This window comes from Maritalea mobilis (assembly GCF_004363175.1).
GTDB classification, from domain to species: Bacteria; Pseudomonadota; Alphaproteobacteria; order Rhizobiales; family Devosiaceae; genus Maritalea; species Maritalea mobilis.
This window is the reverse complement of record NZ_SNYR01000003.1, coordinates 638408-664353: the sequence shown is the minus strand read 5'-3', so window position 1 is coordinate 664353 and position 25946 is coordinate 638408. Positions and strand designations below refer to the sequence as shown.

At 52.7% G+C, this 25946-nt stretch carries 23 protein-coding genes; 10 read left to right on the top strand and 13 right to left on the bottom strand.

The features are described 5' to 3' along the window. The first annotated feature begins 5 nt into the window (after window positions 1-5). The 10 genes from cmk to ATL17_RS15810 all read left to right on the top strand — a co-directional run bounded on the left by cmk (window position 6) and on the right by ATL17_RS15810 (window position 9610). On the top strand, window positions 6-647 hold the full coding sequence (cmk, locus tag ATL17_RS15855) for a (d)CMP kinase (protein WP_133573784.1): 642 nt from the start codon (window positions 6-8) through the stop codon (window positions 645-647). Window positions 648-845: 198 nt separating this feature from the next. Further along, a complete protein-coding gene (rpsA, locus tag ATL17_RS15850; protein ID WP_133573783.1) occupies window positions 846-2543 on the top strand; it encodes a 30S ribosomal protein S1 in 1698 nt (565 codons plus the stop codon). Between the two features lie 156 nt (window positions 2544-2699). After that, the gene (gene sppA / locus ATL17_RS15845; protein WP_166639069.1) at window positions 2700-3653 is read left to right on the top strand and encodes a signal peptide peptidase SppA; all 954 of its coding nucleotides are present in this window, start codon (window positions 2700-2702) and stop codon (window positions 3651-3653) included. A 69-nt stretch (window positions 3654-3722) separates the two neighbouring features. Beyond that, the gene (locus ATL17_RS15840; protein ID WP_133573781.1) at window positions 3723-4001 is read left to right on the top strand and encodes an integration host factor subunit beta; all 279 of its coding nucleotides are present in this window, start codon (window positions 3723-3725) and stop codon (window positions 3999-4001) included. Between the two features lie 56 nt (window positions 4002-4057). Continuing rightward, complete coding sequence (locus tag ATL17_RS15835) at window positions 4058-4402, top strand: LapA family protein (RefSeq protein ID WP_133573780.1); 345 nt, start codon at window positions 4058-4060, stop codon at window positions 4400-4402. A 39-nt stretch (window positions 4403-4441) separates the two neighbouring features. Continuing rightward, window positions 4442-5074: a phosphoribosylanthranilate isomerase gene (locus ATL17_RS15830; protein ID WP_133573779.1), complete on the top strand. Its 633-nt coding sequence runs from the start codon at window positions 4442-4444 to the stop codon at window positions 5072-5074. Between the two features lie 32 nt (window positions 5075-5106). Beyond that, on the top strand, window positions 5107-6327 hold the full coding sequence (trpB, locus tag ATL17_RS15825) for a tryptophan synthase subunit beta (protein WP_133573778.1): 1221 nt from the start codon (window positions 5107-5109) through the stop codon (window positions 6325-6327). An 18-nt stretch (window positions 6328-6345) separates the two neighbouring features. After that, the gene (gene trpA / locus ATL17_RS15820) at window positions 6346-7167 is read left to right on the top strand and encodes a tryptophan synthase subunit alpha (protein WP_133573777.1); all 822 of its coding nucleotides are present in this window, start codon (window positions 6346-6348) and stop codon (window positions 7165-7167) included. A gap of 134 nt (window positions 7168-7301) precedes the next feature. Continuing rightward, window positions 7302-8297, top strand: coding sequence for an acetyl-CoA carboxylase, carboxyltransferase subunit beta (gene accD, locus ATL17_RS15815; RefSeq protein ID WP_133573776.1), 996 nt, complete (start codon window positions 7302-7304; stop codon window positions 8295-8297). Window positions 8298-8305: 8 nt separating this feature from the next. After that, the gene (locus tag ATL17_RS15810; protein ID WP_208111228.1) at window positions 8306-9610 is read left to right on the top strand and encodes a bifunctional folylpolyglutamate synthase/dihydrofolate synthase; all 1305 of its coding nucleotides are present in this window, start codon (window positions 8306-8308) and stop codon (window positions 9608-9610) included. Between the two features lie 37 nt (window positions 9611-9647). Here ATL17_RS15810 and trxA (ATL17_RS15805) read toward each other — a convergent pair whose 3' ends face one another. The 13 genes from trxA (ATL17_RS15805) to ATL17_RS15745 form a co-directional block, all read right to left on the bottom strand. Then, a complete protein-coding gene (gene trxA, locus ATL17_RS15805) occupies window positions 9648-9974 on the bottom strand; it encodes a thioredoxin (protein WP_425462434.1) in 327 nt (108 codons plus the stop codon). Between the two features lie 9 nt (window positions 9975-9983). After that, entirely contained in the window at window positions 9984-10307 is a 324-nt protein-coding gene (gene trxA / locus ATL17_RS15800) for a thioredoxin (protein ID WP_133573775.1), read from the bottom strand. Between the two features lie 111 nt (window positions 10308-10418). Continuing rightward, complete coding sequence (gene addA / locus ATL17_RS15795; RefSeq protein ID WP_166639068.1) at window positions 10419-13787, bottom strand: double-strand break repair helicase AddA; 3369 nt, start codon at window positions 13785-13787, stop codon at window positions 10419-10421. Then, window positions 13787-16813: a double-strand break repair protein AddB gene (addB, locus tag ATL17_RS15790; RefSeq protein WP_133573773.1), complete on the bottom strand. Its 3027-nt coding sequence runs from the start codon at window positions 16811-16813 to the stop codon at window positions 13787-13789. Before addB ends, addA begins: the two co-directional genes overlap by 1 nt. 8 nt (window positions 16814-16821) lie before the next feature. Then, complete coding sequence (gene tsaE / locus ATL17_RS15785; RefSeq protein WP_133573772.1) at window positions 16822-17328, bottom strand: tRNA (adenosine(37)-N6)-threonylcarbamoyltransferase complex ATPase subunit type 1 TsaE; 507 nt, start codon at window positions 17326-17328, stop codon at window positions 16822-16824. After that, window positions 17328-19730: a sensor histidine kinase gene (locus ATL17_RS15780; protein WP_166639067.1), complete on the bottom strand. Its 2403-nt coding sequence runs from the start codon at window positions 19728-19730 to the stop codon at window positions 17328-17330. Before ATL17_RS15780 ends, tsaE begins: the two co-directional genes overlap by 1 nt. 219 nt (window positions 19731-19949) lie before the next feature. Beyond that, window positions 19950-21353 carry an adenosylhomocysteinase gene (gene ahcY / locus ATL17_RS15775; protein ID WP_133573770.1) on the bottom strand — a complete coding sequence of 468 codons (1404 nt, stop codon included), beginning with the start codon at window positions 21351-21353 and terminating at the stop codon, window positions 19950-19952. Between the two features lie 91 nt (window positions 21354-21444). Next, on the bottom strand, window positions 21445-21954 hold the full coding sequence (locus tag ATL17_RS15770) for a DUF2937 family protein (protein ID WP_133573769.1): 510 nt from the start codon (window positions 21952-21954) through the stop codon (window positions 21445-21447). Between the two features lie 66 nt (window positions 21955-22020). Next, entirely contained in the window at window positions 22021-22341 is a 321-nt protein-coding gene (locus ATL17_RS15765) for an HPr family phosphocarrier protein (RefSeq protein WP_133573768.1), read from the bottom strand. Window positions 22342-22350: 9 nt separating this feature from the next. Then, complete coding sequence (locus ATL17_RS15760; protein WP_133573767.1) at window positions 22351-22752, bottom strand: PTS sugar transporter subunit IIA; 402 nt, start codon at window positions 22750-22752, stop codon at window positions 22351-22353. A 93-nt stretch (window positions 22753-22845) separates the two neighbouring features. Next, window positions 22846-23313: an HPr kinase/phosphorylase gene (locus ATL17_RS15755; protein ID WP_133573766.1), complete on the bottom strand. Its 468-nt coding sequence runs from the start codon at window positions 23311-23313 to the stop codon at window positions 22846-22848. An 11-nt stretch (window positions 23314-23324) separates the two neighbouring features. Beyond that, window positions 23325-25133 carry a stimulus-sensing domain-containing protein gene (locus tag ATL17_RS15750; protein WP_246028736.1) on the bottom strand — a complete coding sequence of 603 codons (1809 nt, stop codon included), beginning with the start codon at window positions 25131-25133 and terminating at the stop codon, window positions 23325-23327. Window positions 25134-25138: 5 nt separating this feature from the next. Continuing rightward, window positions 25139-25855: a response regulator transcription factor gene (locus ATL17_RS15745; RefSeq protein WP_133573765.1), complete on the bottom strand. Its 717-nt coding sequence runs from the start codon at window positions 25853-25855 to the stop codon at window positions 25139-25141. Window positions 25856-25946: the final 91 nt, after the last annotated feature.

Sequence of the window (25946 nt, the reverse complement as noted above, 5' to 3'; positions counted from 1 at the left end):
CGAAGATGATCATCGCGATTGACGGCCCCGCAGCTTCAGGCAAAGGCACCATATCTAAAAAGCTGGCGCAGCATTTTGCCCTGCCGCATATGGATACCGGCCTTTTATATCGAGCTGTGGGCTACGCCATGCGCGATGATCTTGACCGGCCTGATTGGGAAAAGTTGGCCATTGAAAAAGCCCAATCTTTGGAGCTGAGCCATTATCATGAGGACGACCTGACCACAGCGGAAGCCGGGGTGGCTGCATCCAAGGTGGCGCGTGTGCCGGAAGTGCGCACCGCTCTAAGGGAGGTGCAAATTGCCTTTGCGCAGCAAGAAGACGGCGCCATTTTGGACGGGCGCGATATTGGCACCCGCATTTGCCCGGATGCAGATGTGAAACTCTACATCACGGCAGACGCGGAGACACGCGCGGAGCGCCGCACCAAACAGCTGAATGCTCGCGGCGTTGATGTAACTTTTGATGAAATTTTGGCGCAAATTGAAAAACGCGATGCGGATGACAAAGATAATCCGGCAGGCGCCTTTTATGTTGCGCCCGATGCCCACTTGCTAGATACGACAAAATTGTCTATAGAAGCCGCATTCCAAGCGGCTTTAGAGCTTGTGAATGATGTTTTGGCTCAAGAGAAAAGCACCTCATAATCAAGGGCTTTAAATCCAACTTTTGATCCGGGCATTTTTTGCACAGCTTGCTTTTGGACATTGGCCAATAAACATCGCTTAGAATAATCGCATGAAAAACAAAGGTAAAACCCTTGTGCCGGGAGCGAAAGCTCCGGGTTTTGTTTTTGATTTTTATGCGCGTTTCAACAACAAAACGGCACATTGATCGGAGTATCCATGACAGAAACTGCTGTCGCTCATGAAGATTTTGAAAAGCTTCTGTTTGAAAGCTTTGAAGTCAACGAACCTTCTGAAGGTCACGTTGTAAAAGGCAAAATTGTTGCCATCGAAAAAGACCTTGCTGTTATTGACGTAGGTCTGAAAACTGAAGGCCGCGTGCCTTTGAAAGAATTCGGCGCTGCAGGCCGCGACGGCACATTGCAGGTTGGTTCTGAAGTTGAAGTTTATGTTGATCGCGTTGAAAACGCGATGGGCGAAGCTGTTCTGAGCCGTGAAAAAGCACGTCGCGAAGAAAGCTGGGTTCGCCTTGAAGGGCTCTTCAACAAAAATGAACGTGTTGAAGGCATCATCTTTAATCAGGTTAAAGGTGGTTTCACCGTTGATCTGGATGGCGCGACCGCATTTTTGCCACGCAGCCAAGTTGATATCCGCCCAATCCGTGACATTGCTCCATTGATGAATGTGGCGCAGCCTTTCCAAATCTTGAAGATGGATAAGCGCCGCGGCAACATCGTTGTGTCTCGTCGTGCGGTTCTTGAAGAGAGCCGTGCAGAGCAGCGCTCTGAAATTGTTGGCAAGTTGGAAGAAGGCCAAGTGGTTGAGGGTGTTGTTAAAAACATCACTGACTATGGTGCATTCGTTGACTTGGGCGGCATTGATGGCTTGTTGCACGTGACAGACATTGCATGGCGTCGTGTGAACCACCCATCAGAAGTGCTTTCGATTGGTGAGACCATTAAGGTTCAAATCATTCGCGTGAACATGGATTCACACCGCATTTCATTGGGCATGAAGCAGCTTGAAGCTGATCCATGGGAAACAATCGATCAGAAATACCCATTGAACAGCCGCTTCACTGGCCGCATCACCAACATCACCGATTACGGTGCGTTTGTTGAGTTGGAGCCAGGCATTGAAGGCTTGATCCACGTTTCAGAAATGAGCTGGACCAAGAAAAATGTACACCCAGGCAAGATCGTTTCTACCTCTCAGGAAGTAGAAGTGAAAATCTTGGAAGTGGATCCAGAAAAGCGTCGTATTTCTCTTGGCCTCAAGCAGTGCCTCGACAATCCTTGGGAAGCTTTCGCAGCTAAATTCCCACAGGGTACAGAAGTTGAAGGCGAAGTTAAGAACAAAACTGAATTTGGTTTGTTCATTGGCTTGGAAGACGATGTGGACGGCATGGTTCACTTGTCAGACCTCGACTGGAACCGTCAGGGCGAAGAAGCTTTGGAAGACTATAACCGTGGTGACATGGTGAAAGCAGTTGTTCTGGATGTTGATGTGGACAAAGAGCGCGTTTCTTTGGGCATTAAGCAACTTTCAGGCGACCCATTTGCTGAAGCAACAGACGGCATGCGTAAAGGTTCAATCGTAACCTGCACCGTGACCCAAGTTAACGATGGTGGCATTGAAGTTCAGCTTGCTGATGGCGACATGACTGCGTTCATCAAGCGTTCTGACTTGAGCCGCGACCGTTCAGAGCAGCGCCCAGAGCGTTTTGCTGTTGGCGACAAAGTGGATGCACGTATCGTTCAGTTCGACAAGAAGACACGTCGCTTGACACTTTCAATCAAGGCTTTGGAAATTGCCGAAGAAAAAGAAGCTGTTGCACAGTATGGTTCAACAGATTCTGGCGCCTCTTTGGGCGACATTCTTGGCGCAGCCTTGAAGCAGAACAATTCAGACGACTAAGCGATTTCGCTAAGTTGACTTTGAATTGCCCGCCCGGCACCTGCTGGGCGGGCTTTTTTGTGCCCTTTTGCAGCAGCACGTACTCGGATTGCACCTTGCATTGCAGCCCCCACTTGCCTTAGGACAGAAGAAACAAATTTTTTCAGGATGTTGCCAGTGACCACTCCTTCCGAATTTGAGCAAATCGATCAAATGATGAGCAAACGCGCCCTCAAACGGTCGCGCCGCTTGTGGCGGTTTTTGGCCTTTGCTGCGATTGCAATTGCTGTGATCGCGATTTTGGGTCGCTCTTTGGGTGGATTTTCTACCCCATCTGCAACAGATGGGCCGCACATCGCCCGCATCGTGATTGATGGCGTGATCACCTCTGATCCGCAACGTCGGCATGTGCTGCATGATTTGGCGACAGATGAGAATGTAACTGGTGTTATTGTCCAGATTAACAGCCCCGGCGGCACCACTGCTGGCGGCGAAGAGCTTTATGATGGCTTGCGCGCCATCGCGGAGAACAAGCCTGTTGCGGCGGTGATTAACGAGCTTGGCGCATCTGCCGCTTATATGACCGCAATTGGCACCGATAAGATTTATGCGCGTCGCCTATCTATCGTTGGTTCAATCGGCGTTTTGATTCAGCATATGGATGCCTCCAAGCTGTTGGACACGATCGGCATTGATTATGACAAGGTGGCCACCGGCCCCTTGAAGGCCGAACCTGATATTGATGAGCCAATGTCACCTTTGGTCCGGCAATCTTATCAACAGCTTGTGGATGATTCATTTGAATGGTTCGTCGACATTGTTGCGGAACGTCGCGGGCTGGATCGCGCAGAAGTTTTGCGCCTTTCTGATGGTCGCATTATGACGGGCCGCATGGCGCTGGAAAGCCAGCTGATCGACGAAATTGGCGATGAAATCACCGCTCAAGCATGGATGGAAAGCGAAGGCTTAGCCGCAGATCAGAAGGTGCTGACCTATTATCCATTCCCAGAAGAACCATGGCAAAATATCGGAAATTGGATCGGCACAAAGATTGGTTCAGTTTTTGTTAACCGTTTGAATAACACGCAAGTGCTTGACGGTTTGGTTTCGGTTTGGCAACCTATAGAGTAGCTTTTGGCCCTGAAATCGCCAAAAATATGATTTTAATTCAGGGCATTAGCGCACTCGGGGAGGCCCAAATTGATTAAATCAGAACTCATTCAGAAACTTGCAGATGAAAATCCGCACCTGTTTCAGCGAGATATTGAGAATATTGTAAATACAATCATTGACGAAATCGGCGACGCATTGGCCAGTGGTGGCCGCGCTGAACTTCGTGGCTTTGGCGCATTTTCAGTCAAAAACCGACCTGCGCGCGTTGGTCGCAACCCACGCACCGGGGAAAAGGTTGAAGTTGAGGAAAAATATGTGCCTCAATTCAAAGCGGGTAAAGAGATCCGCGAGCGATTGAACAAATAATATATGAACGTGCTTAAATAAGGTGCGTTTAACTGAATAAGGGGCATCGCACCATTATGCTAAAGCGTGTTGTGACGTGGTTTTTTCTCATTCCACTCGCTTTGCTGTTTGCCTTTTTCGCACTGGCAAATCGGCAAGAAATCATGTTGGGGGTAGACCCCATCTCACCCGGCTCGCCTTTTATTGGCCCGTTTCCGGTGCCGCTTTTCATTGTGATTTATGGCGCCTTATTGCTTGGCATCATTTTGGGGGGCGTTGGGGCCTATTTCGGGCAACATAAAAAACGTGCGGAGCTGCGCGCGCTGCGCAAAGAGCATCAAAAGCTGAAGCAGCAAATGGATGCGCAAGAACCTGCACATCGCCAAGATGATGGTTTGGCCCTGCTCGATGATCGGGTATAAGCTACAGCGATAAATCTGCAATAAGTTGAGCAAAGCACCATGCCCCTACTGATCAAGATATGCGGCCTTAAATCGGCTGAGCTGGTTGACACTGCCATTGAGGCTGGTGCCGATTTGATTGGCTTTGTGCATTTTGCCAAAAGCCCGCGCCATTTGGACTTGTCTGATATTGGCCGCCTGATCAAGCATGTGAATGGCCGCGCCCAAACAACGATCCTCACGGTAAATCCGGACGAAGATTTGCTGGAGCATTTGCTAGCGCTTGATCCTGATTATATTCAGCTTCACGGGCAAGAAACCGTTGAGCGCGTCGACCATATCAAAAATATGGGTGCGCGGGTGATTAAGGCATTGCCCATTGGTGATCGGGAAGATTTGGATGCCGTGCCGCTTTATGCCGCGCATGCGGATTTGCTGATTTTGGACGCCAAGCCCCCGGCAGATGCCGCTCATCCTGGTGGAAATGGCGAAGTATTTGACTGGACGCTTTTGAAAGCGCTTGACCCTAGCCTAAAGTTCATGCTTTCCGGTGGGCTGACAATTGATAATGTCGAGCAAGCAATTCGCGATGTGCAGCCTTTTGGCCTTGATCTATCCTCTGGGGTGGAAGTGCGCAAAGGCGAAAAAGATGCAGGCTTGATCAAAGAATTTATGCGCCGTGCACGCGATTAGAGACGCGCACGACGGCAAGGGAGAAGAAACCTATGACATCTACCGCAAATAGTTTGCGCCAAGGGCCTGATGAAACTGGCCGATTTGGCCTGTTTGGCGGACGTTTTGTTGCAGAAACTTTGATGCCGCTGATCCTTGATTTGGACGAAGCTTATAAGGCCGCTAAGGCAGATCCTAGTTTTCAAGAAGAGTTGGATTATCTCAACAAGCATTATATTGGCCGTCCTTCGCCGCTTTATTATGCAGAGCGTTTGACGGAGCATCTTGGTGGCGCAAAGATTTATTTCAAGCGCGATGAGTTGAACCACACTGGCTCCCACAAAATCAACAACTGCATTGGGCAAATTCTTTTGGCCAAACGCATGGGCAAGCCACGGATTATCGCGGAAACTGGCGCTGGCCAGCATGGCGTGGCCACCGCGACGGTTTGTGCACGGTTTGGTTTTCCATGTGTTGTTTATATGGGTGCAAAGGATGTGGAGCGGCAAGCGCCAAACGTGTTCCGCATGAAGCTATTGGGCGCGGAAATTATTCCGGTGACCGCTGGTCAAGGCACATTGAAAGATTCCATGAATGAAGCCCTGCGCGACTGGGTGACCAATGTGGATGACACTTATTATTTGATCGGCACTGCTGCAGGTCCACATCCGTTCCCGCAAATGGTGCGCGATTTCCAATCGGTGATTGGCCGCGAAACCAAAGAGCAGATGATGGAGGCGGAAGGCCGCTTGCCGGATATGTTGATTGCTGCTGTTGGCGGCGGCTCAAACGCCATTGGCCTGTTCCACCCCTTCCTTGATGACCCAGAAGTCAAAATTGTTGGCGTTGAGGCTGGCGGCAAAGGGCTAGATGGCGACGAGCATTGCGCATCACTCACTGCAGGCAAGCCAGGCGTATTGCACGGCAACCGCACTTATTTGCTGCAAAATTATGATGGGCAGATTGACGAAGGGGCCTCCATTTCGGCAGGCCTTGATTATCCGGGTATTGGCCCAGAGCACGCCTATTTGCGTGACACTGGCCGGGTTGAATATGTGCCGATTATGGATGATGAGGCGCTTGAAGCGTTCCAGCTTTTGACTCGCCTTGAAGGCATTATTCCAGCGCTTGAGCCAAGCCATGCTTTGGCTGAAGTTGTGAAGCGCGCCCCTAAAATGGATAAAGACCAGATCATCGTGATGAATTTGTGCGGCCGGGGTGACAAAGATGTGTTCACCGCTGCCAAGCATCTTGGCGTTGATTTGCAGCAATAATCGCAAAGGATTGAAGATATGACCCAGCGTATGGATGACGCCTTTGCGGCTACGCGTGCTGAAAATCGCCCTGCCCTCGTGACCTTTGTTATGGCCGGCGACCCAAATTTTGACACCGCAAAAGAGATTGTTTTGGGTTTGCCCGATGCAGGTGCGGATGTGATTGAATTGGGCATGCCTTTTTCTGACCCTATGGCCGATGGCCCTGCCATTCAGGCGGCGGGGCAGCGGGCGCTTAAGAGCGGCCAAGACATGAAAAAGACGCTCGAGCTTGTGCGGTTGTTTCGCGAAAAGAACAGCACCACACCAATCGTTTTGATGGGCTATTATAACCCTATCTATATTTATGGTGTTGATCAGTTCTTGACCGACGCTTTAGAGGCAGGCGTTGATGGTTTGATCGTGGTGGATTTGCCACCGGAAGAAGATGACGAGCTGTGTATTCCAGCCTTGAAGCAAGGGCTCAACTTTATCCGTTTGGCCACGCCAACAACTGACGATAAGCGCTTGCCACAGGTTTTGGCCAACACGTCTGGCTTTGTTTATTACGTGTCCATGACCGGGATTACGGGTTCTGCCCTGTCTAACCCCGTTAATATTGGTGCGGCGGTGAAGCGGTTGAGCGAGCACACAGATTTGCCGATTTGCGTGGGCTTTGGCATTAAAACCGCAGACGATGCAAAGCGCATTGGCGCGGATGCTGATGGCGTTGTTGTGGGCACTGTTTTGGTGAAAGCCGTGGAAGATGGCGTTACCGCTAACGAAAGCAGCGCCCAAATTGCCGACCGGGTGCACACCATTGTGCGTGATCTGGCAGCAGGCTGCCGCGCATCGCGCTAACGTGGCTCTCGCATTTTTGCCCTAAACGGGATATAATAAGGATAGAGTTGGCGGGTTAAAACCATGACTCGCCAAGCTTTAAATGATCGCTTATAAGGCGACAGAAATTTTATGCAGGAAGGCGAAGAGGTCTCATGAACTGGATTAATTCCGTTGTTCGTCCGAAAATTCGTTCATTTTTGAACAAGCGTGAAACCCCCGATAATTTGTGGGTGAAATGTCCGCAAAGCGGCGAAATGGTTTTTTACCGCGACCTTGAAGCCAACCAGTGGGTGGTGCCAAATTCTGGCTTCCACATGAAAATCAAAGCTCGGGATCGGCTGAAATCCTTTTTGGATGATGGCAAGTTCAACGAGATTGAAACGCCAGATGTGCCTGTTGATCCGCTGAAGTTCCGCGACAGCAAAAAATATACTGACCGCCTGCGCGACAGCCGCGCCAAGACCGACATGAAAGATGCGGTTGTGGTGGCGACAGGTAAATTGCTTGGCCGTGACGTGACCGTGGGCATTCAAGATTTTGACTTTATGGGTGGCTCTTTGGGCATGGCTGCTGGTTCTGCCATTGTTAAAGGCGCTGAAACCGCGGTTAAAAATAAAACGCCATACATCTTGTTCACCGCCTCAGGCGGTGCTCGGATGCAGGAAGGCATGCTCTCGCTGATGCAAATGCCGCGCACAACTGTGGCGCTGCAACGGCTTAAAGAAGCAGGCTTGCCTTATATTGTGGTGTTGACCAACCCAACCACTGGCGGGGTTACCGCATCTTACGCCATGTTGGGCGACGTGCAGATCGCTGAACCTGATGCCTTGATCGGTTTTGCTGGTCAACGTGTGATTGAGCAAACCATTCGCGAAAAGCTGCCACAAGGCTTCCAGCGGTCAGAATATCTTTATGACCACGGCATGGTGGATATGGTGGTGCATCGCCACGATTTGCGCCCTACCATTGGCCGTTTGATCGGCATTTTCCTGAAGTCTGAGCTTAATGAGATTGAAACCAGCACAGCGAAGCGCAAAAGCGTTCGCGATGCGGTTGCAGAAAGCGAAGGCGAGGAAGCCAAGAAGAATGAAGGCCCAGCTGAAGGCGATTTGCATATTGAGCAACCGCCTGTGGCGCATGCTGAATAGTCGGCTTCGTGACCGAAACAGACAAGATTATCGAGCGCCTGATGGCGCTCCATCCCAAAAAGATGGACCTTTCCTTGGGGCGCATTGAGCGCCTTTTGGACGAGGTGGGCAACCCGCATGATCGGCTGCCGCCGGTTATTCATGTGGCGGGCACCAATGGCAAAGGGTCGACCATTGCCTTTATGCGCGCCATTTTGGAAGCGATGGGCAAGCGGGTTCATGTGTACATCTCCCCTCATCTCTCTCGTTTTAATGAGCGATTTCGCTTAGCCGGTGAACTGGTTAGCGATGAGCGCCTTAATGAAACGATGGAACGCCTTGAGCGCATCAATGATGGCAAGCAGATCACCTTTTTCGAGCTGACCACGGTTGTTGCGTTCGATCTATTTACCCAAGTTGAAGCGGATGTTGTGTTGTTAGAAACCGGACTTGGCGGGCGTCTGGACAGCACCAATGTGGTCAAACAGCCATTTGGTACGGTGATTACCCCCATTTCCATCGACCATGTTCAGTTTTTGGGCGACACGATTGAAAAGATCGCTTTTGAAAAAGCGGGCATCATGAAAAAGGGCGCGAAAGCCGTTTTTTCTCGCCAAATGCATGATGCGTTGGGCGTTTTGGAACAACGTGCCATGGAATTGGGCATCAATCCGTTTATCGGTGGGCAAGATTTTGATGGCTATGGCGAGAATGGACGTTTTGTTTATCAAGACACAGATGGGCTAGAAGATTTGCCTTTGCCTGCCTTGCGCGGCCATCATCAATTAAGCAATGCTGCCACCGCCATTGCGGCTTTGCGCCATTTTGGCTTGAACCCAAGCTCTGAGGCCTTGGCAGAGGGAATGCGCGCGGTCACATGGCCAGCACGCTTTTCACCGCTCAAGGGTGAGCTGAATCAATATTTGCCGCCCGATAGCGAACTCTGGTTAGATGGTGGGCATAATGTGGATGGTGCGCAAGTTTTGGCGCAAGGGCTTGGTGATCTCAATGAAAAGAGTTCTCGGCCTTTGACCCTGGTTTTGGGCATGCTGGCCAATAAGGATATTCGCGGCTATCTCGCCGCCTTTGATGGGCTAGCGCATCGCATCATCACCGTGCCTGTGCCGGGCGATGATTTGGCCACCAATGCCGGGTCCACGCCGGAAAGCCTTGCCCAAACTGCGGGTGAACTGGGCTTCAACGCCACACCAACTCAAAATATTGTAGATGCGCTCAAAGAAGTGAGTCGCGATGGACCCCAGCGCGTTGTGATCTGTGGTTCGCTTTATCTTGCGGGCGATGTGCTTTTGCAAAATAAAACGCCGCCCCAATAATTGGCGCGGCGCTTAAATTTAGATTTTGATGCCCTGATTAGGCAGAAACGCCTTCAAGCCATTTGGTCAGCCCGACTTTTGAAAGAGTCGCGCCCACTTTCATGTCAACCACCTCACCTTTATCAAAGATCAAATAGGTGGGCATGTTGCGCACGCCAAATTGGCTGACGGTAGACGGGTTATCGGCTGCATTGAGCTTCACCAACTTCACCCGCCCATCAAACTCATCTGCCGCTTGTTCTAAAAGCGGGTCCATGGCCTTGCAGGGCGCACACCATTCGGCCCAAAAATCAACGAGCACAGGCACGTCGCTTTCAAGCACTTCGGTGGAAAAGTTCGTATCGTCTACCGCATTCAGCATCATAAAGCCTTACTAAGCTGCGTGGCTTTCGAGCCACTTCACCAAGCCTGCTTTTGGCTCGCCGGCACCGATTTTCATGTCAGCGGCAGCGCCATCTTTAAACAGGATCATGGTTGGAATAGAGCGGATGCCATATTGTGCGGCGATATTTGGATTTTCGTCCACATTCACCTTCACAATTTTCACTTTGCCGTCCATTTCAGATGAGATCTCTTCCAAAACAGGTGCGATGGCCTTACATGGGCCACACCACTCCGCCCAAAAGTCAACCAAAACAGGCACTTGAGCGTTTAGAACTTCATCAGAAAATTGAGCTTCGTTTACTTGGGTGGTCATAACCAGTTCCCCTTTCATTTTTCGTTGGCATGAATGTAAGAAGAGTCGGATAAAGATTCAAGCAGATCACGGCGCAGTGATGAAAATTGGGTAAGCGCTGAAAATCTTTTCTCAGATCAGCATAAATTGCGCATTTTCCGTCCACAAAATCGCGGTTTTCAAGGTGCGATTTGGGTCGTTTTCTTGCATAGCACGTGCGTATAGCTGCAATTGCTGCCGATATTTTGCATTCAGTTGCGCCGCATTTTCCGGCACGGCCTGGTCGGACTTGAAGTCGACAATCAAAATCTCATTATCGGTGACAACCAGTCGATCTATGCGTCCGGTTATCCGCGCGGGTGCGCCATCAACGTCGATGTTCGCGGCGATGGCCACTTCGGCACGGCTATTGGCATCAAACAGAAAGGCAAGCTCTTCCGAGTCCAAAATGGTGAGGGCCTTATCTATGATTTCCGCATGCAGATGGGGCGCCACAGGCAGAATCAAGGGCAAAGCAATATCGGCTTGCGCGCGACGTTCTGCACCGGAATATTGCGGCAAATATTGCAAAAGTGCATGCAATGCATTGCCCCGCGCCATCGCCAATTTGGGCGGCAGGCCCAGCGGTTGTCCTTCTGCGCTTGGCATAGTTGCCAGTTCTTCATCTGCTTTGGATGGTTCCAAGATGTTCCGCTTCACAGGTGGCAACACTGGCGCAACCATCTCGGCTGGCATGGCTGTTTCATCGCGTTCGAGTTTAATTGGCGTTGTAGGCTGGTTGATCACCGCCCCGTTGGGATAGACCAGCCCCTCCTCGCGCAGATCGCTGTGAGGCTCCAAGGTGCCATAGGCCATATCGTACCAGCTTGCCGGACCGCTGGCAGATTTCTTCTCCACTCCTGTGAGGTAAAGTTCATCCTCTGCGCGGGTCAGCGCCACATAGAGCTTGCGGCGATATTCTTCGACCTCCTTGTCCATACGTGCGGTTTTGAGCCCCACGGCGGCTTCGGGCAGATTGGTCGACCCGCCAATATTCCACGCCAAAAAGCTTTTGTGCGGCAGCTCTGCGTCTACGTGCAAAAATACATCCGAGCTGACGGATTTTGGCGTTTCGGTTGCATCGAGGCAGATCACGATAGGCGCCTCGAGCCCCTTCGCGCCATGCACTGTCATGACCCGAATATTGTCCTTCACCTCGCTAAGTTCGCGTTTCACTTCGGCGGGCGACGCGCGCATTTTGGTGAGAAAGCCAATCAGGCTCGACTGATCCTGCCGCTCATGCGCCAGCGCCATCGTCATGAATTCGCCGATCACATCGTCAATTTCCGGCCCCAGCCGCGCGTGAAATTTTTGCAGCCCCTTATGCGTGTATAGAATGAAGGCGAAAAACTCATAGGGACGGTCCACATCCAAGTGGGTGCGCCATTCGCGCAGCAGCGCATAAGGTTTTTCCGACCATTTATGGGTTTTGGCGAAGTTTCGCAAATGCGCCCAGAGCGGCCCTTTGGGGCGATCATGACAGAGCTCAAACAGCTGCTCTTCGCTGATGTCGAAAAGTGGTGAGCGCAATAAGGTGGCCAAGCCTAGATCGTCGGCCGGATTGACCATCACATCGCCGAGCACCAGCAAGTCCTTCACCGCGATATGGTCATTCACCACCAGCTTGTCTTCACCCAAATTGGGCAAGTTGCGCTGCTTCAGCGCTTTGATCATTTCTTTGAACAGCCGACCCCGCGTTTGCACCAAAATCATAATATCGTCCGGTTTGACCGCCCGCTCGTGCCCTGAAAGCAAACGTCCCTTGGTCAGCCACTGATCGATGGTTTTCGCCACCTGCTGCGCCAACTTGGTTTCCGGGCGTTGTTCATGCCGCGCCGCTTCAATTGGATATTCGTCGCTCGGCTCTGGCTTATCTGCCAGCGGTTCTTTTGGCCAAAGGGTCACAAAGCCCTGATTTGTGGTGCGGGCAGCACGGTGCGCGGGGGCAGCAGCCACGCCGGACAGACCTTTATGGTTTGCTTGCGGCTCAAACACCAGATCAACGGCGTTCAAAATCGGGCTTTGGGTCCGGAATGAGGTTTGCAGCGGCACATCATGCCAGACCTGCTCCGCTTCCCGCGCACGGCGGGCAAAGCGGCGGCCCATTTCGCCAAACAGGCGCGGCTCGGCGCCCTGAAAGCTATAGATCGATTGTTTCTCATCGCCCACGGCAAACAGCGTCCGATGCTTTTGCACCGCGCCTTCACCCGCAAAAAACTCTTTGGCAATGGCCTCGATAATATCCCATTGCTCCGGGTTCGTGTCCTGGCTTTCATCCACCAGAATATGGGTGATGCCGGCATCAAGCTTATAGGCCACCCAAGGGCCATAGGCCTCGTTGGCAAACAGACGTTTCAGGGCCAAAATCAGATCGTCAAAATCCAATTGCGCCTTGGCTTTTTTGCCTGCCTCATAAGCCGCCATAACAGCTTCGGCCAATGCCAGCAGCAGTTTGGAATTGTCGAGCAGGCGCGCCAGTTTAAGCTGTTCAAACAGATCGGCCAGCCGATTGGCTTCCTCCTCGATTTGCCCGGCCAAAGCCGCGTCTTTTTTCGCAATGCCCGCCGCACCCTTTTTGGGCGTGCCTTTTTGGGTCAAAAGGGCGCCAAAGGCCTGCGCCATGCTCGGCTGTGATGGGTCGGTTCCCATCAGCCCGTCGGCAATGGTTTTCGCCAAACCCTCATTGCGCAGATGCAGGCCAACACCATGATATTCCGATTGTGGCAGGATGGCTTGATTCAGCACCTTGTCGGTAATCTGGGCTTCGCTCAGATCTGAAGGCACCTTGAGAAATTCAGCCAGATTTTCAATCGCACGGTCTTTATAGACCAAAAGCGTTTTCAGCTTTGCGCCTTCGGCCAATAAACGGTCCAACGCCGCTTCGATTTGCGCATCACTGGCGCGGGCAAATAACGTGTCCAGCAGTGGCATCATCTGCTTGGCGTTGCCTCGGCCAGCCAACACACGCTCACGCGCGTCCTGCATCATTTGCGCCCGGTCAGCATCCTCGATCACTTCAAAATCAAACGGCACCCCCGCTTCCAAAGGAAAACGGTGCAGCACGGATTCGGCGAAGGCGTGGATGGTGTTGATTTTCAACCCACCCGGCGTTTCCAGGGCGAAGGCGAAAAGCTGTTTAGCCCGGCGCAATTTGTCATCTGTGGGGCGCTGGCCGGTAAGATCGAGCAATTCGCTCACCAGCGCATCATCATCCATCAGGGCCCACTCGCCCAATTTGTCAGTGACACGGGCGCGCATCTCAGCGGCGGCGGCTTTGGTGTAGGTCAGGCACAAAATTTCATCTGGCGCGACACCATCCAGCAACAGGCGCAGCACCCGGCGCGACAGCACAAAGGTTTTGCCCGACCCCGCATTCGCCGCCACCCAGGCATGGGCAGTGGGGCTGGCAGCGCGTTTTTGGGCGTCGATGGTTTCGGGGGCGATGTGCAAATCTTGCCGCATTATTCGTCCTCCCCTTCCGGCGCCCATTCTTTGGCCCGCGCCAAATGGTCGTAGTCGCCTTCAAAGCGCTGTTCGGGCTTCGGGTTCAATTGCGCCACCATGGCCACATCATCGCGCAGCAGCATCAATTCAGCAAAACGGGAGAACCGCTCCCAATATTGATCTACCCATTCATCTGCTTCCTGCTTGGATGGGAAATTGGTGAGCGATAAAGTATCTGGACCGTGGGCCAGCTTGATATAGCGGAATGCCGCGCTGTCGGCACGCTCCAACCCTTCAAAGCCGCCCTGCCGTGCAATCAGGCCCGCCATGGGTAATTGCGGTGCCATGAAGTTTTCCATATCCTTTTTGGCGGGCACGCCCCCGGTTTTGAAATCAACAATTTCCACCTTGCCTGCTTCGGTCTGGTCCACCCGGTCGGCGCGGCCATGCAGGGTGAATGGCACGCCCGCAATCTCCAAACTGGCCTGGCCGCGTATTTCGGCATTGCGCACGGCAATGTGGAGATTTTGCGTGGTTTCATGGGCCAGAAAGGCGGCAGCGATGGCGTCAAACCGTTTGAGCCAAATGTCTCTTCGGTCCGCCACATCGGCAAGCCGTTCATAGGCTTTTCGTGCCAGCGCCATCAATTGATCATGGGCGTCCGGTGCAGCACAATCATGGCCCTCAGCAATAAAATCGCCCAGCACCTCGTGGATCAAATTGCCTCGCTCTGCAAAGTCTGGTGGCGCGCCCAACGGGTCGAGAGGCTTAAGCCGCATCACATGTTTGGCATAGATCGCGTAGGGATCGCGCAGCAGTGTTTCAATTTCCGTGATCGAGAGACGGCGCGGGCGCAGGTCTGCGGGTGGCGTGGGCGTTGGGCGTTCCGCTGGCGACACCTGTTTCACCGCATCAATTTGCGTAGTCCAGGCTTTGATGTGCGCCGTGCGGTCGGTGAGTGCTTTTTCACACGCCTTGCCGACAAAGGCCAAGAGGCGCTTCAGAAAGCGTGACGGATCAGCAGGAGACGTGCCGCGCCGTTGCGCATAGCTGAGCACCACTTGCGGGGCGTTCAGCGCCAACAAAAAGTCATGGGCGGCCAAGCCGACTTTGCGTTCTGGCGGCTCCAGCCCCACAGCCAATTTCATGCCGCGCGACATCCAAGGGCCGGGGTCGGCATCTTCGGGCCACACGCCTTCGTTCAACCCCGCCAGAATAATCAGATCGACGCTTTGCAAGCGGGCTTCCACCCGCCCCCAAATTTGTACATCGTGCCGCGCCTGTTCGAGCGGACGCACTGACACCGGGCTCATAAGCAAGGCCATAGCGGAAACAAATTGGGTGCTGTCGATCTGGCTCAGTTCAATACTGCCCGCTGCGAGTTCCGCCAGCCAGTCGCTGAGCTGGTCAAACCCATGCGGGTGATGCGGTTTGTCCTGATCGTCATGGATCACTTTGTCCACGATAGCGGGCATGGCGCGGGCGATGTTTAAGAGGCTAGGCCTGCCGCTGGCAAAGGCCTCAATCAGCGGCGCCAGCATTTTCTCCATATCGTCAAACAAGGCGATCAGCGCCGTCGCTTCGTCTTCATTTAAAGGGCGCTGACGGGGTTCTGGCTTTTCAAAAGCCGCTTTCACCTCTTTGCACAATCCTGTCACGCCCGGCTTGCCGCGCATGCCGCGCAAGATCGAAAGGTCCAGCACTTCGCGCAATGCTGAAATCTTGCTCCGGGCACGGCCAAAGCAGACGGAAGAATGCAGCAACAGCCCGACCAGATCGATGGCGCTAAATTCGCTCTGCACCAATTGCAGCAACTGCCGCACCAAGCGCCCCGCCGGGCTTTGATTGAGCGGCACGCCCGCGCTGTCATCAACGGAAATATCAAACCGGTGCAGCTCAGCAATGATTTGCCGCGCCTGATCCCGATCTGGGGCGATGATGCCCACGGACTTACTGTTGGCCAACGCCTCACGGGTGGCCAAGGCAATGGCGCGGCTTTCCATGGCTTCATTGGGCATGGCCAAGAGCGATATTTGATCCGTGGCGGTTTCTAATTGGCCGCTCAGCTTTTCGCGCTGCGCGTGCCATTGGGCTGTGTTTTCAGCGGTCGCAAGGGCTTGATGCAATATCTCGGCGCGGCCTTGTTGTGCTGGTGCGAGTTCCTGTACATCGGCGGGACCGGCACTCAGGCGGCGCAACAGCAGCGCCATGCCATATTGCGGATGGGCATGGGCCTTATTGTTTGGCTCAAGCAAAAAGCTGAAATCCTCAACGCTCATTGTCGTGTCAAATCCGGGCAACACCAGCGCACCATTTGGCAACGCACTGATCTCTTTCAGAAAGCGCGCGTTGGCAGGCACTGACCCGGTGGAGCCCGCTGCAATCACTGGCTTATCGCCAAAACGCATTTTCAGCGTTTGCTGCGCCAGCGCAAACTTTTCCCGCCGCACCATCGCAACTTCCTGTAAGCCGCGCTCTTCCAGATAAAGCGGCCAATTGTCGGTAACGATTTTGATAAAGTTCAGACTTTGCTGCCAGTTCTCGGCCAGTTCTTCTGGCACCAATTGGCTCAACTGATGGTAGTCAATTTCTTCGGTGAGAAAGTCATCCAACAATTGCCCAAGCGATTGCGCCATGGCGAGAATTTCGGCGGCGCTTGGTGGCGAGGCAAAACCCACTTGCTGCGCCTGCTCTGCCGTGTGCGCCCAGCCCTCAATCAAGCGCGCGAGAAACAGGGTGCGTTCTGTTTTTGAAACCGGGTTGGTGGCGGTCAGATCTGGCTCGGCGAAGAAAGCGTTTTCCACCTCGTCGCTTTCGCCAAGGGTGTAAATATTCGGCAGCAATGCAGCGCCATCCAACCGCTCTAAAAAGATATCGATCAGCGCTAGGCGTGCCCGCTTAGTAGGCAAGTAAATCGTGATATCGGACAGCCAGAACGGCCCTTCGCGCGGCCAGTCTGGCGCGAGGGTTCCGTCCAATATGCGTGAGGCCAGCACCTTCAAAAAAGGGGCGTCTGGCGCGATGGAATAAAGCGAGCGCCGCATCGTTGCCTTTAAATCAGTTTGATGCCGCTATCTGAGCCGGATTCGAGCAGTTGGGCAAGGGCTTCCAGCCGATTTGCATCACCAGAAATATGCAATGTGCGACCTTCTGGCATTTCGGAAATCAAATGTAGGGAGAGGTTAAATGGCGCACGCGCTGTCAACTCTGGCAAGCGCTCCGGCCACTCGATCAAAAGAATTGCCTGGTCATCATCGAACAAGCCCAATTCATCCGCCTCACTTTCGTCGCTCAAGCGATAAAGATCGGCATGCAGATAGGATTGATTGTTCAGTTGGTAATTCTGCACCAGCGAGAAGGTTGGGCTTGGCACTTCCAATTCTGAATCATCCGCTGCATGGCGCAGCAAAGATCTCGCAAGAAAGCTTTTGCCTGCGCCCAAATCGCCTGTGAGCGTGACGATGTCACCGGGTTGCAATTGTGCATGTAGCATTTGCGCAAACGCCATTGTGGCGTGCTCACTCACTAAGATGATTGATAGCTGGTCAGCTTGGCCCATTATTCAGCGGCGCCTTTGGCCACCTGTTCGGCGGGCAAGTTGACGGTGACTTTGGTGCCACGCGGTTGCAAACGCTCAATGGCGACGGTGCCGCCATGCATATGGACGAATGTTTTCACGATGGAAAGGCCCAAACCGGCGCCGCGCTGGCGACCTTCCACGGCCTTGCCTTCAAACCGATCAAACACGGAGGCAATGATGTCATCAGGGATGCCGACGCCCTCGTCTTCCACCACAAAGAGAATGCGGCCGCCGCGTTCAAACACATCCAAGCGCACCTGAGCGCCTGGGTCGGAATATCGCACCGCGTTGGAAAGAAGATTGTAGAGCACCTGCACAATGCGTGTGCCGTCCGCTACAAAGGTTGGCAAATTGTCATCAATCGAGATTTCAAGATTGATCGGCACTTCATTGCTGCCCACCTGCAGCGCGGCCAACACACCTTTGCGTGCTTTTTCCACTAAGGCATGCACGTCCAACACATCGGTTTGTAGCTCGGCAATGCCTGCGTCGATGGTGGTCAGGTCCAAAATATTATCGATCAGCAATCCAAGCGAGCTTGACGACGCGCGAATGAAATTGGTGTAATCTTTTTGCTTATCGTTCAAAGGTCCAGCTGCCTCGCTGGCCAACAAATCGGCAAAGCCAATAATATTGGTCAGTGGTGAGCGGAACTCGTATGAGATGTTTTGAACAAAAGCATCTTTAAGCTTATCAGCTGTTTCCAACGCTTCGTTACGTTCTTTCAGCACCTTCTCAAAGGATGCGCCTTCGGTCACGTCCACAAAGGTCACCAGCGTCTGGCTATCGGGCAGGCGCACAATGGCGTAGTCAATCAAGCGATTATCGGAGCGGACAATGCGGCCTTTTTTGTCGTGGCGCTCTGCATCAAGATCCAGAATGTCAACTTTAAGCTCGCTCCAAATGCGATCCCCATCTTCTGGCAGCGTTTCCGCGCTGATGGCGGCGATATCGGCAATGTGGGTTTGCTTGTTCAGCTTGTTCATTGGCAGCTTCCAGATGCGAGAAAGCTGCGCATTATGCAATTTTAATCGGCCATCAGTGCCAAACACGGCCACTGCTTCTGACAACGCGTTCAGGGTTTCGTCTTGCACATGAATGAGCGCGTTATAGCGGCTTTCGAGCGCCAATTGCTCAGTCACATTGTGATAAACATAAATCACGCCGCGTTCGTGCGGCGCAGGTGACGCAATCACATTCAGCACTTGGCCGCTTGGCAAATGCCACATGGTCTCGCGCGTTTTCTTAAGGCCGTATGCCTCCAGATGTTGCGCACGCCATTTTTTATAATCTGGCTCCATGGGCAATTTACCCTGGGTGCGCAAGCGATCCAAAATCGCCTTTTCACTTGGCTGAGTTTCCAGCCAGGCCACATCCATTTCCCAAAATTCGCCAAATGCCTTATTGAAATGGGTGAGCTGCCCCGCGCCGTCGAACACAGCAACCGGTGTGCGCAATTCATTGATGGCCGCGGTTAGGAAGCTGGCTTTGGGGTCGTTTTTGTCTTCGTTCGAGGCGAGGCCCTGCACCGCATAGCCAGCGGTGCCATCGGCCAGTTTGAACATGGTGACGTCTAACACGCCAAAATCATCATGCTCTTCGGTCACTGAAAGGGGACCACCATCTAACGGATCAAGACGACGATGTCGGGCAAGCGTTTCTTCATCGAAGAGTTCTGGAATCGGCTGTTCCGGATCAAGCCCTGCCCCGCCCAAAGCCATTTTCAAATAGGCTTCGTTGACCTTGACCAACTGCCCCTGAAAATTGCGTACCCATGCTGGGTGGTTGAACTTATCAATCAGCGCCGCATAGGTTTCAATGGTGGGCACATTATTGCGCGTTTCGGCCAACACATAGGGCTCATCCACTTCCGCTTCACGCGGCGAGATGCGGATAAGCGGCTTGCCTGCGACCACGCGGCCAGAGATGCGGTAGTCACGGTCACCCAATCCGGGGGCTCGATATTCGAATTCACGCCCTTGCGCTTGCAGCTCATCTAGCTTGAATGAAACTTCAATTGCCGCCTTTGCGTCCAACCAGCTTTTGAAATCCAAAATATCATCGATGCGCTGGCAGGTTGGGATGGTGGCTTGGATGGGGCCGATGGAATCGGCACGGCCTTCATCGCCCCGCCAAATCAACGTCACTTCGCGCATGCCATGCAAAATTGCACCTTTTTCGTCCAGCGCAGCGCTCATTTCGGCAAGCTGGCGCTGGGTTTTCACCCGCAAAAGTTCGGCTTTGCGGTGTTGGCGAAGGGCCATATAGGTGGCCACACCACCACACAGCAATGCGCCCATGGCAACGGCCAATGGGGTGGTGGCAACAAGCTGTTCGGTAGATATATTTGTTTGAGCGAGGGCTGGTTTTGCGGCCAACATAGCAAGAGTTGCGCAACCTAGTTTAGCGACTCCTCTATCAATCCGGAATTTGACCGGCCCCATGTTTTGCCCCTTAAAAATTAATCAAATCGCTGCCCGCTCAACGAATCACTTCACCATACCGCTTCGGCGAATCGCGCAACAAGAGTCAAAATGCGTTTTGGGCAAAAAAAAGGGGCGTTTTGCACGCCCCTTTGGATAAATGTCTGCAAATGAATCTCAATAGCGATATTGCTCAGATTTGAACGGTCCATTTTGCTCAACACCGATGTAATCGGCTTGCTCTTTTGAGAGCTTGGTCAGCTTGGCGCCCAATTTCTCCAAATGCAGTGCAGCAACTTTTTCGTCCAAGTGTTTTGGCAGCACATAAACTTTGTTTTCGTACTTTTCGCCATGGGCGAACAGTTCGATTTGCGCCAAGGTCTGGTTGGCGAAAGACGCACTCATCACAAAGCTTGGATGACCTGTGGCGTTGCCCAGATTCACCAAGCGGCCTTGCGACAAGAGGATCATGCGGTTGCCTTGCGGGAACTCGATCATGTCCACTTGAGGCTTGATGTTGGTCCATTTTTGGTTGCGCAGTGCAGAAACCTGAATTTCATTGTCGAAGTGACCAATGTTGGCCACGATTGCCATATCTTTCAGGCGGCGCATATGATCAAGGGTCAAAATGTCTTTGTTGCCTGTGGCGGTAACCACAATGTCTGCACGCTCAATGTCGTCTTCGAGGGTTACCACTTCATAGCCGTCCATCGCTGCTTGCAAGGCGCAGATCGGGTCTACTTCGGTGACCATCACGCGGGCGCCGGCACCACGCAGAGAAGCGGCGGACCCTTTGCCCACATCGCCATAACCACAAACAATGGCCACTTTGCCTGCCATCATCACGTCTGTGCCGCGGCGGATCGCATCCACCAAGCTTTCGCGACAACCATATTTGTTGTCGAACTTAGATTTGGTCACGCTGTCGTTCACATTGATTGCTGGGAATGGCAATTCGCCTTTTTCCTGCAATTGATACAAACGGATCACACCGGTGGTTGTTTCCTCAGAAACACCTTTGATGCTGTCGCGTACACGTGAATAGAAGCTAGAATCTTTCGCCAACCGTTTTTTGATCGTGGCAAAAAACACTTCTTCTTCTTCGTTAGATGGGTTTTCCAAGAATGATGGATCTTGTTCGGCTTTCGCGCCGTTGAGCACCAACATGGTGGCGTCGCCGCCATCATCCAAAATCATGTTGGCCATTTCGCCATTGTCGAATTCGAACAAGCGGTCAGCAAAGTCCCAATATTCTTCCAAAGTTTCGCCTTTGTGGGCAAACACTGGAATGCCTGCAGCGGCAATCGCCGCGGCGGCGTGATCTTGGGTTGAATAAATGTTGCAAGATGCCCAGCGCACTTCTGCACCCAGAGCCACCAATGTTTCGATCAACACAGCTGTTTGGATGGTCATGTGCAAAGAGCCTGCAATGCGCGCGCCCTTCAACGGTTGGGATGCGGCAAATTCTTGGCGGATGGCCATAAGGCCCGGCATTTCCACCTCGGCCATTTCAATTTCTTTGCGGCCATAATCTGCCAAGCTGAGGTCTTTTACAGCATATTCTTGGGTCAACGCGCTCATTCACGGGTCTCCTTAAAATCAGTTTGCCCGTGTTATAGCGGTCAAAGGTTGACCATTCAATAAAGATATAAAGATTTATTTATATGCCTGATTAGCTGCTGATGCGCACGCGGTTACGACGCCGAAATGGAAGGCGCGCCACTGTCCAGCCGCAAAGGGCAGCGAACCAAGCCGCCACGCCACCTAGAAACGCGAACAGGCCGCCTTCAGGATTTAGCGGCACCGAAACATCATATTGCGCCCAAGTGGCTTGCGCCAATTCAGGATCAAAATATTGCACAAAGCCCATCGCCTGTTCAGCGATGTTAGCATTTTGCAAGGTTTCTTGGTGGGTTGTCAGTTTATCAAAGCGCGTGAAAATCTGGCGCATAGAACTGCCTTGCTTGACCAAAAATTCGTCGCTTGCCCGATCATAAGTTTCCAGCGCTTGCTGGCGGGTGAGATTTTGCTCTGCAGCATCTTCATCAAAACGGGTAATGATGGTGCGCAATTCTTCAATTGCTCCATCCAAACGCTGTTCATATTGGCTGGTGAATCCTGGGAACTGCGCCCCAACAATGCCGCCAATGGCAAAAAACATGATAAAGACGATGCCGCGCATGGTCCCTCCAAAAGCTGTTCACTCGCATATTGGCATGGGCGCGGCCAAAATCAATGTTTGATCAATTTAAGACGCGTCTTCTTGGCCCGCTTCTGTGTCTTCATCGAAGCCATTTTCAACCAATTGCACCAATGCATCCAGTGCTTCGCGCGCCTGCGGGCCTTTGGTTTTCACCAAGATGGTCGAACCCGGCCCTGCCGCCAACAACATCAGGCCCATAATGGATGAACCGCCCACCGTTTGCCCATCGCGGGTAACGGTTATATCGGCATCAAAACATTCAGAAGTGCGGGCAAAGCGCGCAGACGCACGGGCATGGAGCCCGCGCCGATTGCAGATGCGCAAAAGTTGCCCGAAGGATTTTTCTGGATGCGATGAATTAGGCATGAGGCTCGTTTAAACGCCCCCAAGCACATCATTGGCTACGTTGATATATTTGCGGCCCGCTTCTTGCGCTTCATGCACTGCGGTGTTCATATCCAGCTCAGGGCGCACCCGTGCCAGTTTCACTAGCATGGGCAAGTTTACCCCGGCGATCACTTCAACTTCGCGGTTTTCCATCACGGAAATGGCTAGATTGGAGGGCGTGCCCCCAAACATGTCGGTGAGAATCACCACACCTTGGCCGCTATCCACGTCATGCACTGCAGTTAGAATATCTTGGCGGCGTACTTCCATATCGTCGTCCGGCCCAATGCAAACAGCCGCACATTGTTCCTGCGGCCCAACCACATGTTCCAGCGCAGCCTTAAACTCATCTGCCAATGCCCCATGGGTCACAAGCACCATACCGATCATATTATTTGCCCCTTGATCACGCCGCAGCGCACAATTTACTCACCGCTAAAGTTTAACGGCAATCCGCCCTGACACCAAATGCTTTTTGTGCCGTTATGTGCTGGTCTTCTTGATCTTGCGCAAGGCTTCCAGCACCAAAAGGCGCTGATGCACCGAATCGATCAAGCTGCGCGAAGGCACCGGCACACAGTGTAATTTCACCCCGAGCAGTTCGGTTTCAAACTCCTCATTTTCGGGCATCCGATCCATTTCTGCTGAGATATCGACGATCAATTGAATGGCGTGCCGCTCGATCACCGGGCGATCCACAATGCCAAAGCCGCGCAATTCGATCTGCCCCTTAATTTGTTCAGGCGCTGTGGCGATCAGTTCGCCATCAATCGCTTCCACCAAAATTCTATCGTCGGAAATCAAGCCCGATTCTTTGCCGCGCGATTCCGCTCGGTCCATCAAATCGAACGATAATAGTGATTTGCCCGCGCCGCTTTCGCCGCGAATGAGAATGCCAATTCCGTCGTAAACAATGCCAGTTGCAAAAATGTTTTCAGCTTCGTCCGCCATAAAGTCCCCTCCTATTCAGCGCGAGGTAGTCTAACAATAAATTCTGCGCCTGACCTATCGTTGCGGTTATGGGCGTTAATTTCCCCTAAATGCGCTTCAACGATCTGCTTTGAAATTGATAGGCCCAACCCAGAATGGTCGCCAAATTTCTCGCCTTCTGGTCGGTCAGTATAAAAACGTTGGAACACTTTGTTGGTGTCGCCACGAATGCCGCGACCTTCGTCGCGTACGCGCAATTCAACCCAGCGCCCATCCACTTCCAGCTGCACCGTTACTTCGCTGTTTTCAGGCGAAAAGGATACGGCATTGTCGATCAAATTGGTCACCACTTGGGCAAGGCGTGAATCGTGACCGATAATTTCAGCCGTCTCGTCGCCAATATTATTTTCAAGCGCGATGCTAACTTTGCGTTTTGCCGCATTGTCTTCCTGAATCGACACAATGGTTTCGGTCAGGCTGAGCAGGTTGACGCGATCAGCGGTTTCACGCGCCAGCTCCGCATCCAACCGCGAGGCATTTGAAATATCTGAAATCAACCGGTCCAAACGACGCACATCATGTTGAATGATACCAGCAAGCCGGGCACGGTCTTCTTCCTTTTTGGCCAAGGGCAAGGTTTCAACAGCGCTGCGCAATGAGGTGAGCGGGTTTTTCAATTCGTGCGCCACATCTGCAGCAAAACTTTCGATCGCTTCAATCCGATTATATAGCGCGTTGGTCATATCGCGTAGCGAGCCAGATAAGAGGCCAATTTCGTCTGGGCGCTGGGTGAAATCAGGAATTTCTTCCCGGTCTTTGATGGAACGGCGCACCCGTTGCGCGGCCGCAGACAAGCGGCGCATGGGGCCGGCGATGGTGCTGGCGAGCAACAGAGACACCAATGTGGTGATGGTTGCCGCAATCACGAATATGCGCACCACATTCCACCGTTCTTTTTCAACAATGGTATCAATAGTGCCGGGTTGAGTGGACAACAGCAAAACGCCCACATTGGCGCGCAAACGCTTCACAGGCACGGCGACGGACACGACCAACCTGTCGGTTGAATCTACGCGCACAATAGAAGCGGCGGCGCCCGACATGGCAGAGGCAACTTCAGGATATTTGGTGCCTTCGGTGGAGCCATATTCCTGATAGCGCGGAAATTCTCGCGCGGCCAACATACGGAAAAGGCGGTTGACCCATTCGATCAAAAAGAAATTCTCGCGCGGGGCCGATTGTGGCGTGGTGCCCAGCACTTCGCCTTGGATATAGAGGTCTTCACTATCCAAAATCATCAGTCCATTACGGTCATAGATCCGCGCCCGCGTGCCAGTTGGCGTGATCAAGTTGCGCAGCAATGGCGCAACCCGCTCGGGATTGATGGGAAATTCAAGGCTGGGGTCGAAAAAGCTAAGCGTGGAGAGCGGCGCATCGCCTTGCAATTGTAAAAACTTGTCGGGGTCGAGGGTGATCACGTCACTATCGACCGTGGCCGATGCCGCAATGGCGCCAGCGATGATTTCACCTTGCACCCGCAAACTGTCCACTTGCGCATTGATCAGGCCAGACCGCCATTGAGTTTGGTTGATAATCGCGCCCACAAGCGCCGCCAGCGCCACCACATTGAGAATTACAATGCGGCGGGTGAGTGACGAAAAGATTGTGAAAGAAAGCCAGCGCCGCGCAGCGCGATAGCTCAGCACCAGCGGATTGGCTTTTTTGGGCGGGGTTCCGCTTGGACGTGTGTCAAGATCATCCATCGATGCAGAGGTGGCGGGCTCTGCCCTCTCCTGCATCTCGTCATCTTGATCATGGTGTGCTGATTTTTCCAGCGTCAAAAAGCCTATTGCTCCTTAAAGCGATACCCGACCCCGTAAAGGGTTTCGATCATATCAAACTCTTTGTCAACAACGCGGAATTTCTTGCGCAAGCGTTTGATATGGCTGTCGATGGTCCGGTCGTCCACATAAACCTGATCATCATAGGCTGCGTCCATCAAGCTGTCACGGCTTTTGACCACGCCTGGCCGTTGCGCCAATGCAAATAGGATCAAAAATTCGGTCACCGTTAGGGTCACATTTTTGCCGTCCCATGTGCAGGTGTGGCGCTCCTGATCCATGGCCAAGCGGCCACGTTCAATCACTGACTTGCCTTGCGGTTGGTCGCCACTGCCGCCTGTGCTTTGCGCATCGCCACGGGCTTGTGCACGGCGCAAAATGGCTTTCACGCGCTCCACCAGCAAGCGCTGAGAAAATGGCTTGGTGATAAAATCGTCCGCGCCCATTTTCAGGCCAAACAATTCATCAATCTCATCATCTTTTGAGGTGAGAAAAATCACTGGCAGGTCTGATTTTTGCCGCAGACGACGCAACAATTCCATGCCATCCATGCGCGGCATCTTAATGTCCAAAATCGCCAGATCAGGCATGTCAGATGTCAAACCTTCAAGGCCAGATGCGCCATCTGTATATGTATTGACGCGATAGCCTTCGGCTTCCAATGTCATTGAGACTGACGCCAGAATATTTTGGTCGTCATCAACCAGTGCGATTTTTGGCATAAATCATCCCTTTCGTTCGGCTTGATGAAACATAACATGAGCGGCTGCGCATTGTTCCATTTTTTAAACCGAATTTTTCAATTCTGCTCGC

Coding starts and splice junctions, on each gene's coding strand:
- ATL17_RS15835 (WP_133573780.1), top strand. CDS start 4,058: ATGCTAAAGCGTGTTGTGACGTGGTTTTTTCTCATTCCACTCGCTTTG.
- tsaE (WP_133573772.1), bottom strand. CDS start 17,328: ATGGGCCAAGCTGACCAGCTATCAATCATCTTAGTGAGTGAGCACGCC.
- addA (WP_166639068.1), bottom strand. CDS start 13,787: ATGCGGCAAGATTTGCACATCGCCCCCGAAACCATCGACGCCCAAAAA.
- rpsA (WP_133573783.1), top strand. CDS start 846: ATGACAGAAACTGCTGTCGCTCATGAAGATTTTGAAAAGCTTCTGTTT.
- ATL17_RS15830 (WP_133573779.1), top strand. CDS start 4,442: ATGCCCCTACTGATCAAGATATGCGGCCTTAAATCGGCTGAGCTGGTT.
- addB (WP_133573773.1), bottom strand. CDS start 16,813: ATGCGGCGCTCGCTTTATTCCATCGCGCCAGACGCCCCTTTTTTGAAG.
- trpA (WP_133573777.1), top strand. CDS start 6,346: ATGACCCAGCGTATGGATGACGCCTTTGCGGCTACGCGTGCTGAAAAT.
- accD (WP_133573776.1), top strand. CDS start 7,302: ATGAACTGGATTAATTCCGTTGTTCGTCCGAAAATTCGTTCATTTTTG.
- ATL17_RS15765 (WP_133573768.1), bottom strand. CDS start 22,341: ATGCCTAATTCATCGCATCCAGAAAAATCCTTCGGGCAACTTTTGCGC.
- trxA (WP_133573775.1), bottom strand. CDS start 10,307: ATGACCACCCAAGTAAACGAAGCTCAATTTTCTGATGAAGTTCTAAAC.
- trxA (WP_425462434.1), bottom strand. CDS start 9,974: ATGATGCTGAATGCGGTAGACGATACGAACTTTTCCACCGAAGTGCTT.
- ATL17_RS15780 (WP_166639067.1), bottom strand. CDS start 19,730: ATGTTGGCCGCAAAACCAGCCCTCGCTCAAACAAATATATCTACCGAA.
- ahcY (WP_133573770.1), bottom strand. CDS start 21,353: ATGAGCGCGTTGACCCAAGAATATGCTGTAAAAGACCTCAGCTTGGCA.
- ATL17_RS15760 (WP_133573767.1), bottom strand. CDS start 22,752: ATGATCGGTATGGTGCTTGTGACCCATGGGGCATTGGCAGATGAGTTT.
- ATL17_RS15770 (WP_133573769.1), bottom strand. CDS start 21,954: ATGCGCGGCATCGTCTTTATCATGTTTTTTGCCATTGGCGGCATTGTT.
- ATL17_RS15745 (WP_133573765.1), bottom strand. CDS start 25,855: ATGCCAAAAATCGCACTGGTTGATGACGACCAAAATATTCTGGCGTCA.
- ATL17_RS15755 (WP_133573766.1), bottom strand. CDS start 23,313: ATGGCGGACGAAGCTGAAAACATTTTTGCAACTGGCATTGTTTACGAC.
- trpB (WP_133573778.1), top strand. CDS start 5,107: ATGACATCTACCGCAAATAGTTTGCGCCAAGGGCCTGATGAAACTGGC.
- cmk (WP_133573784.1), top strand. CDS start 6: ATGATCATCGCGATTGACGGCCCCGCAGCTTCAGGCAAAGGCACCATA.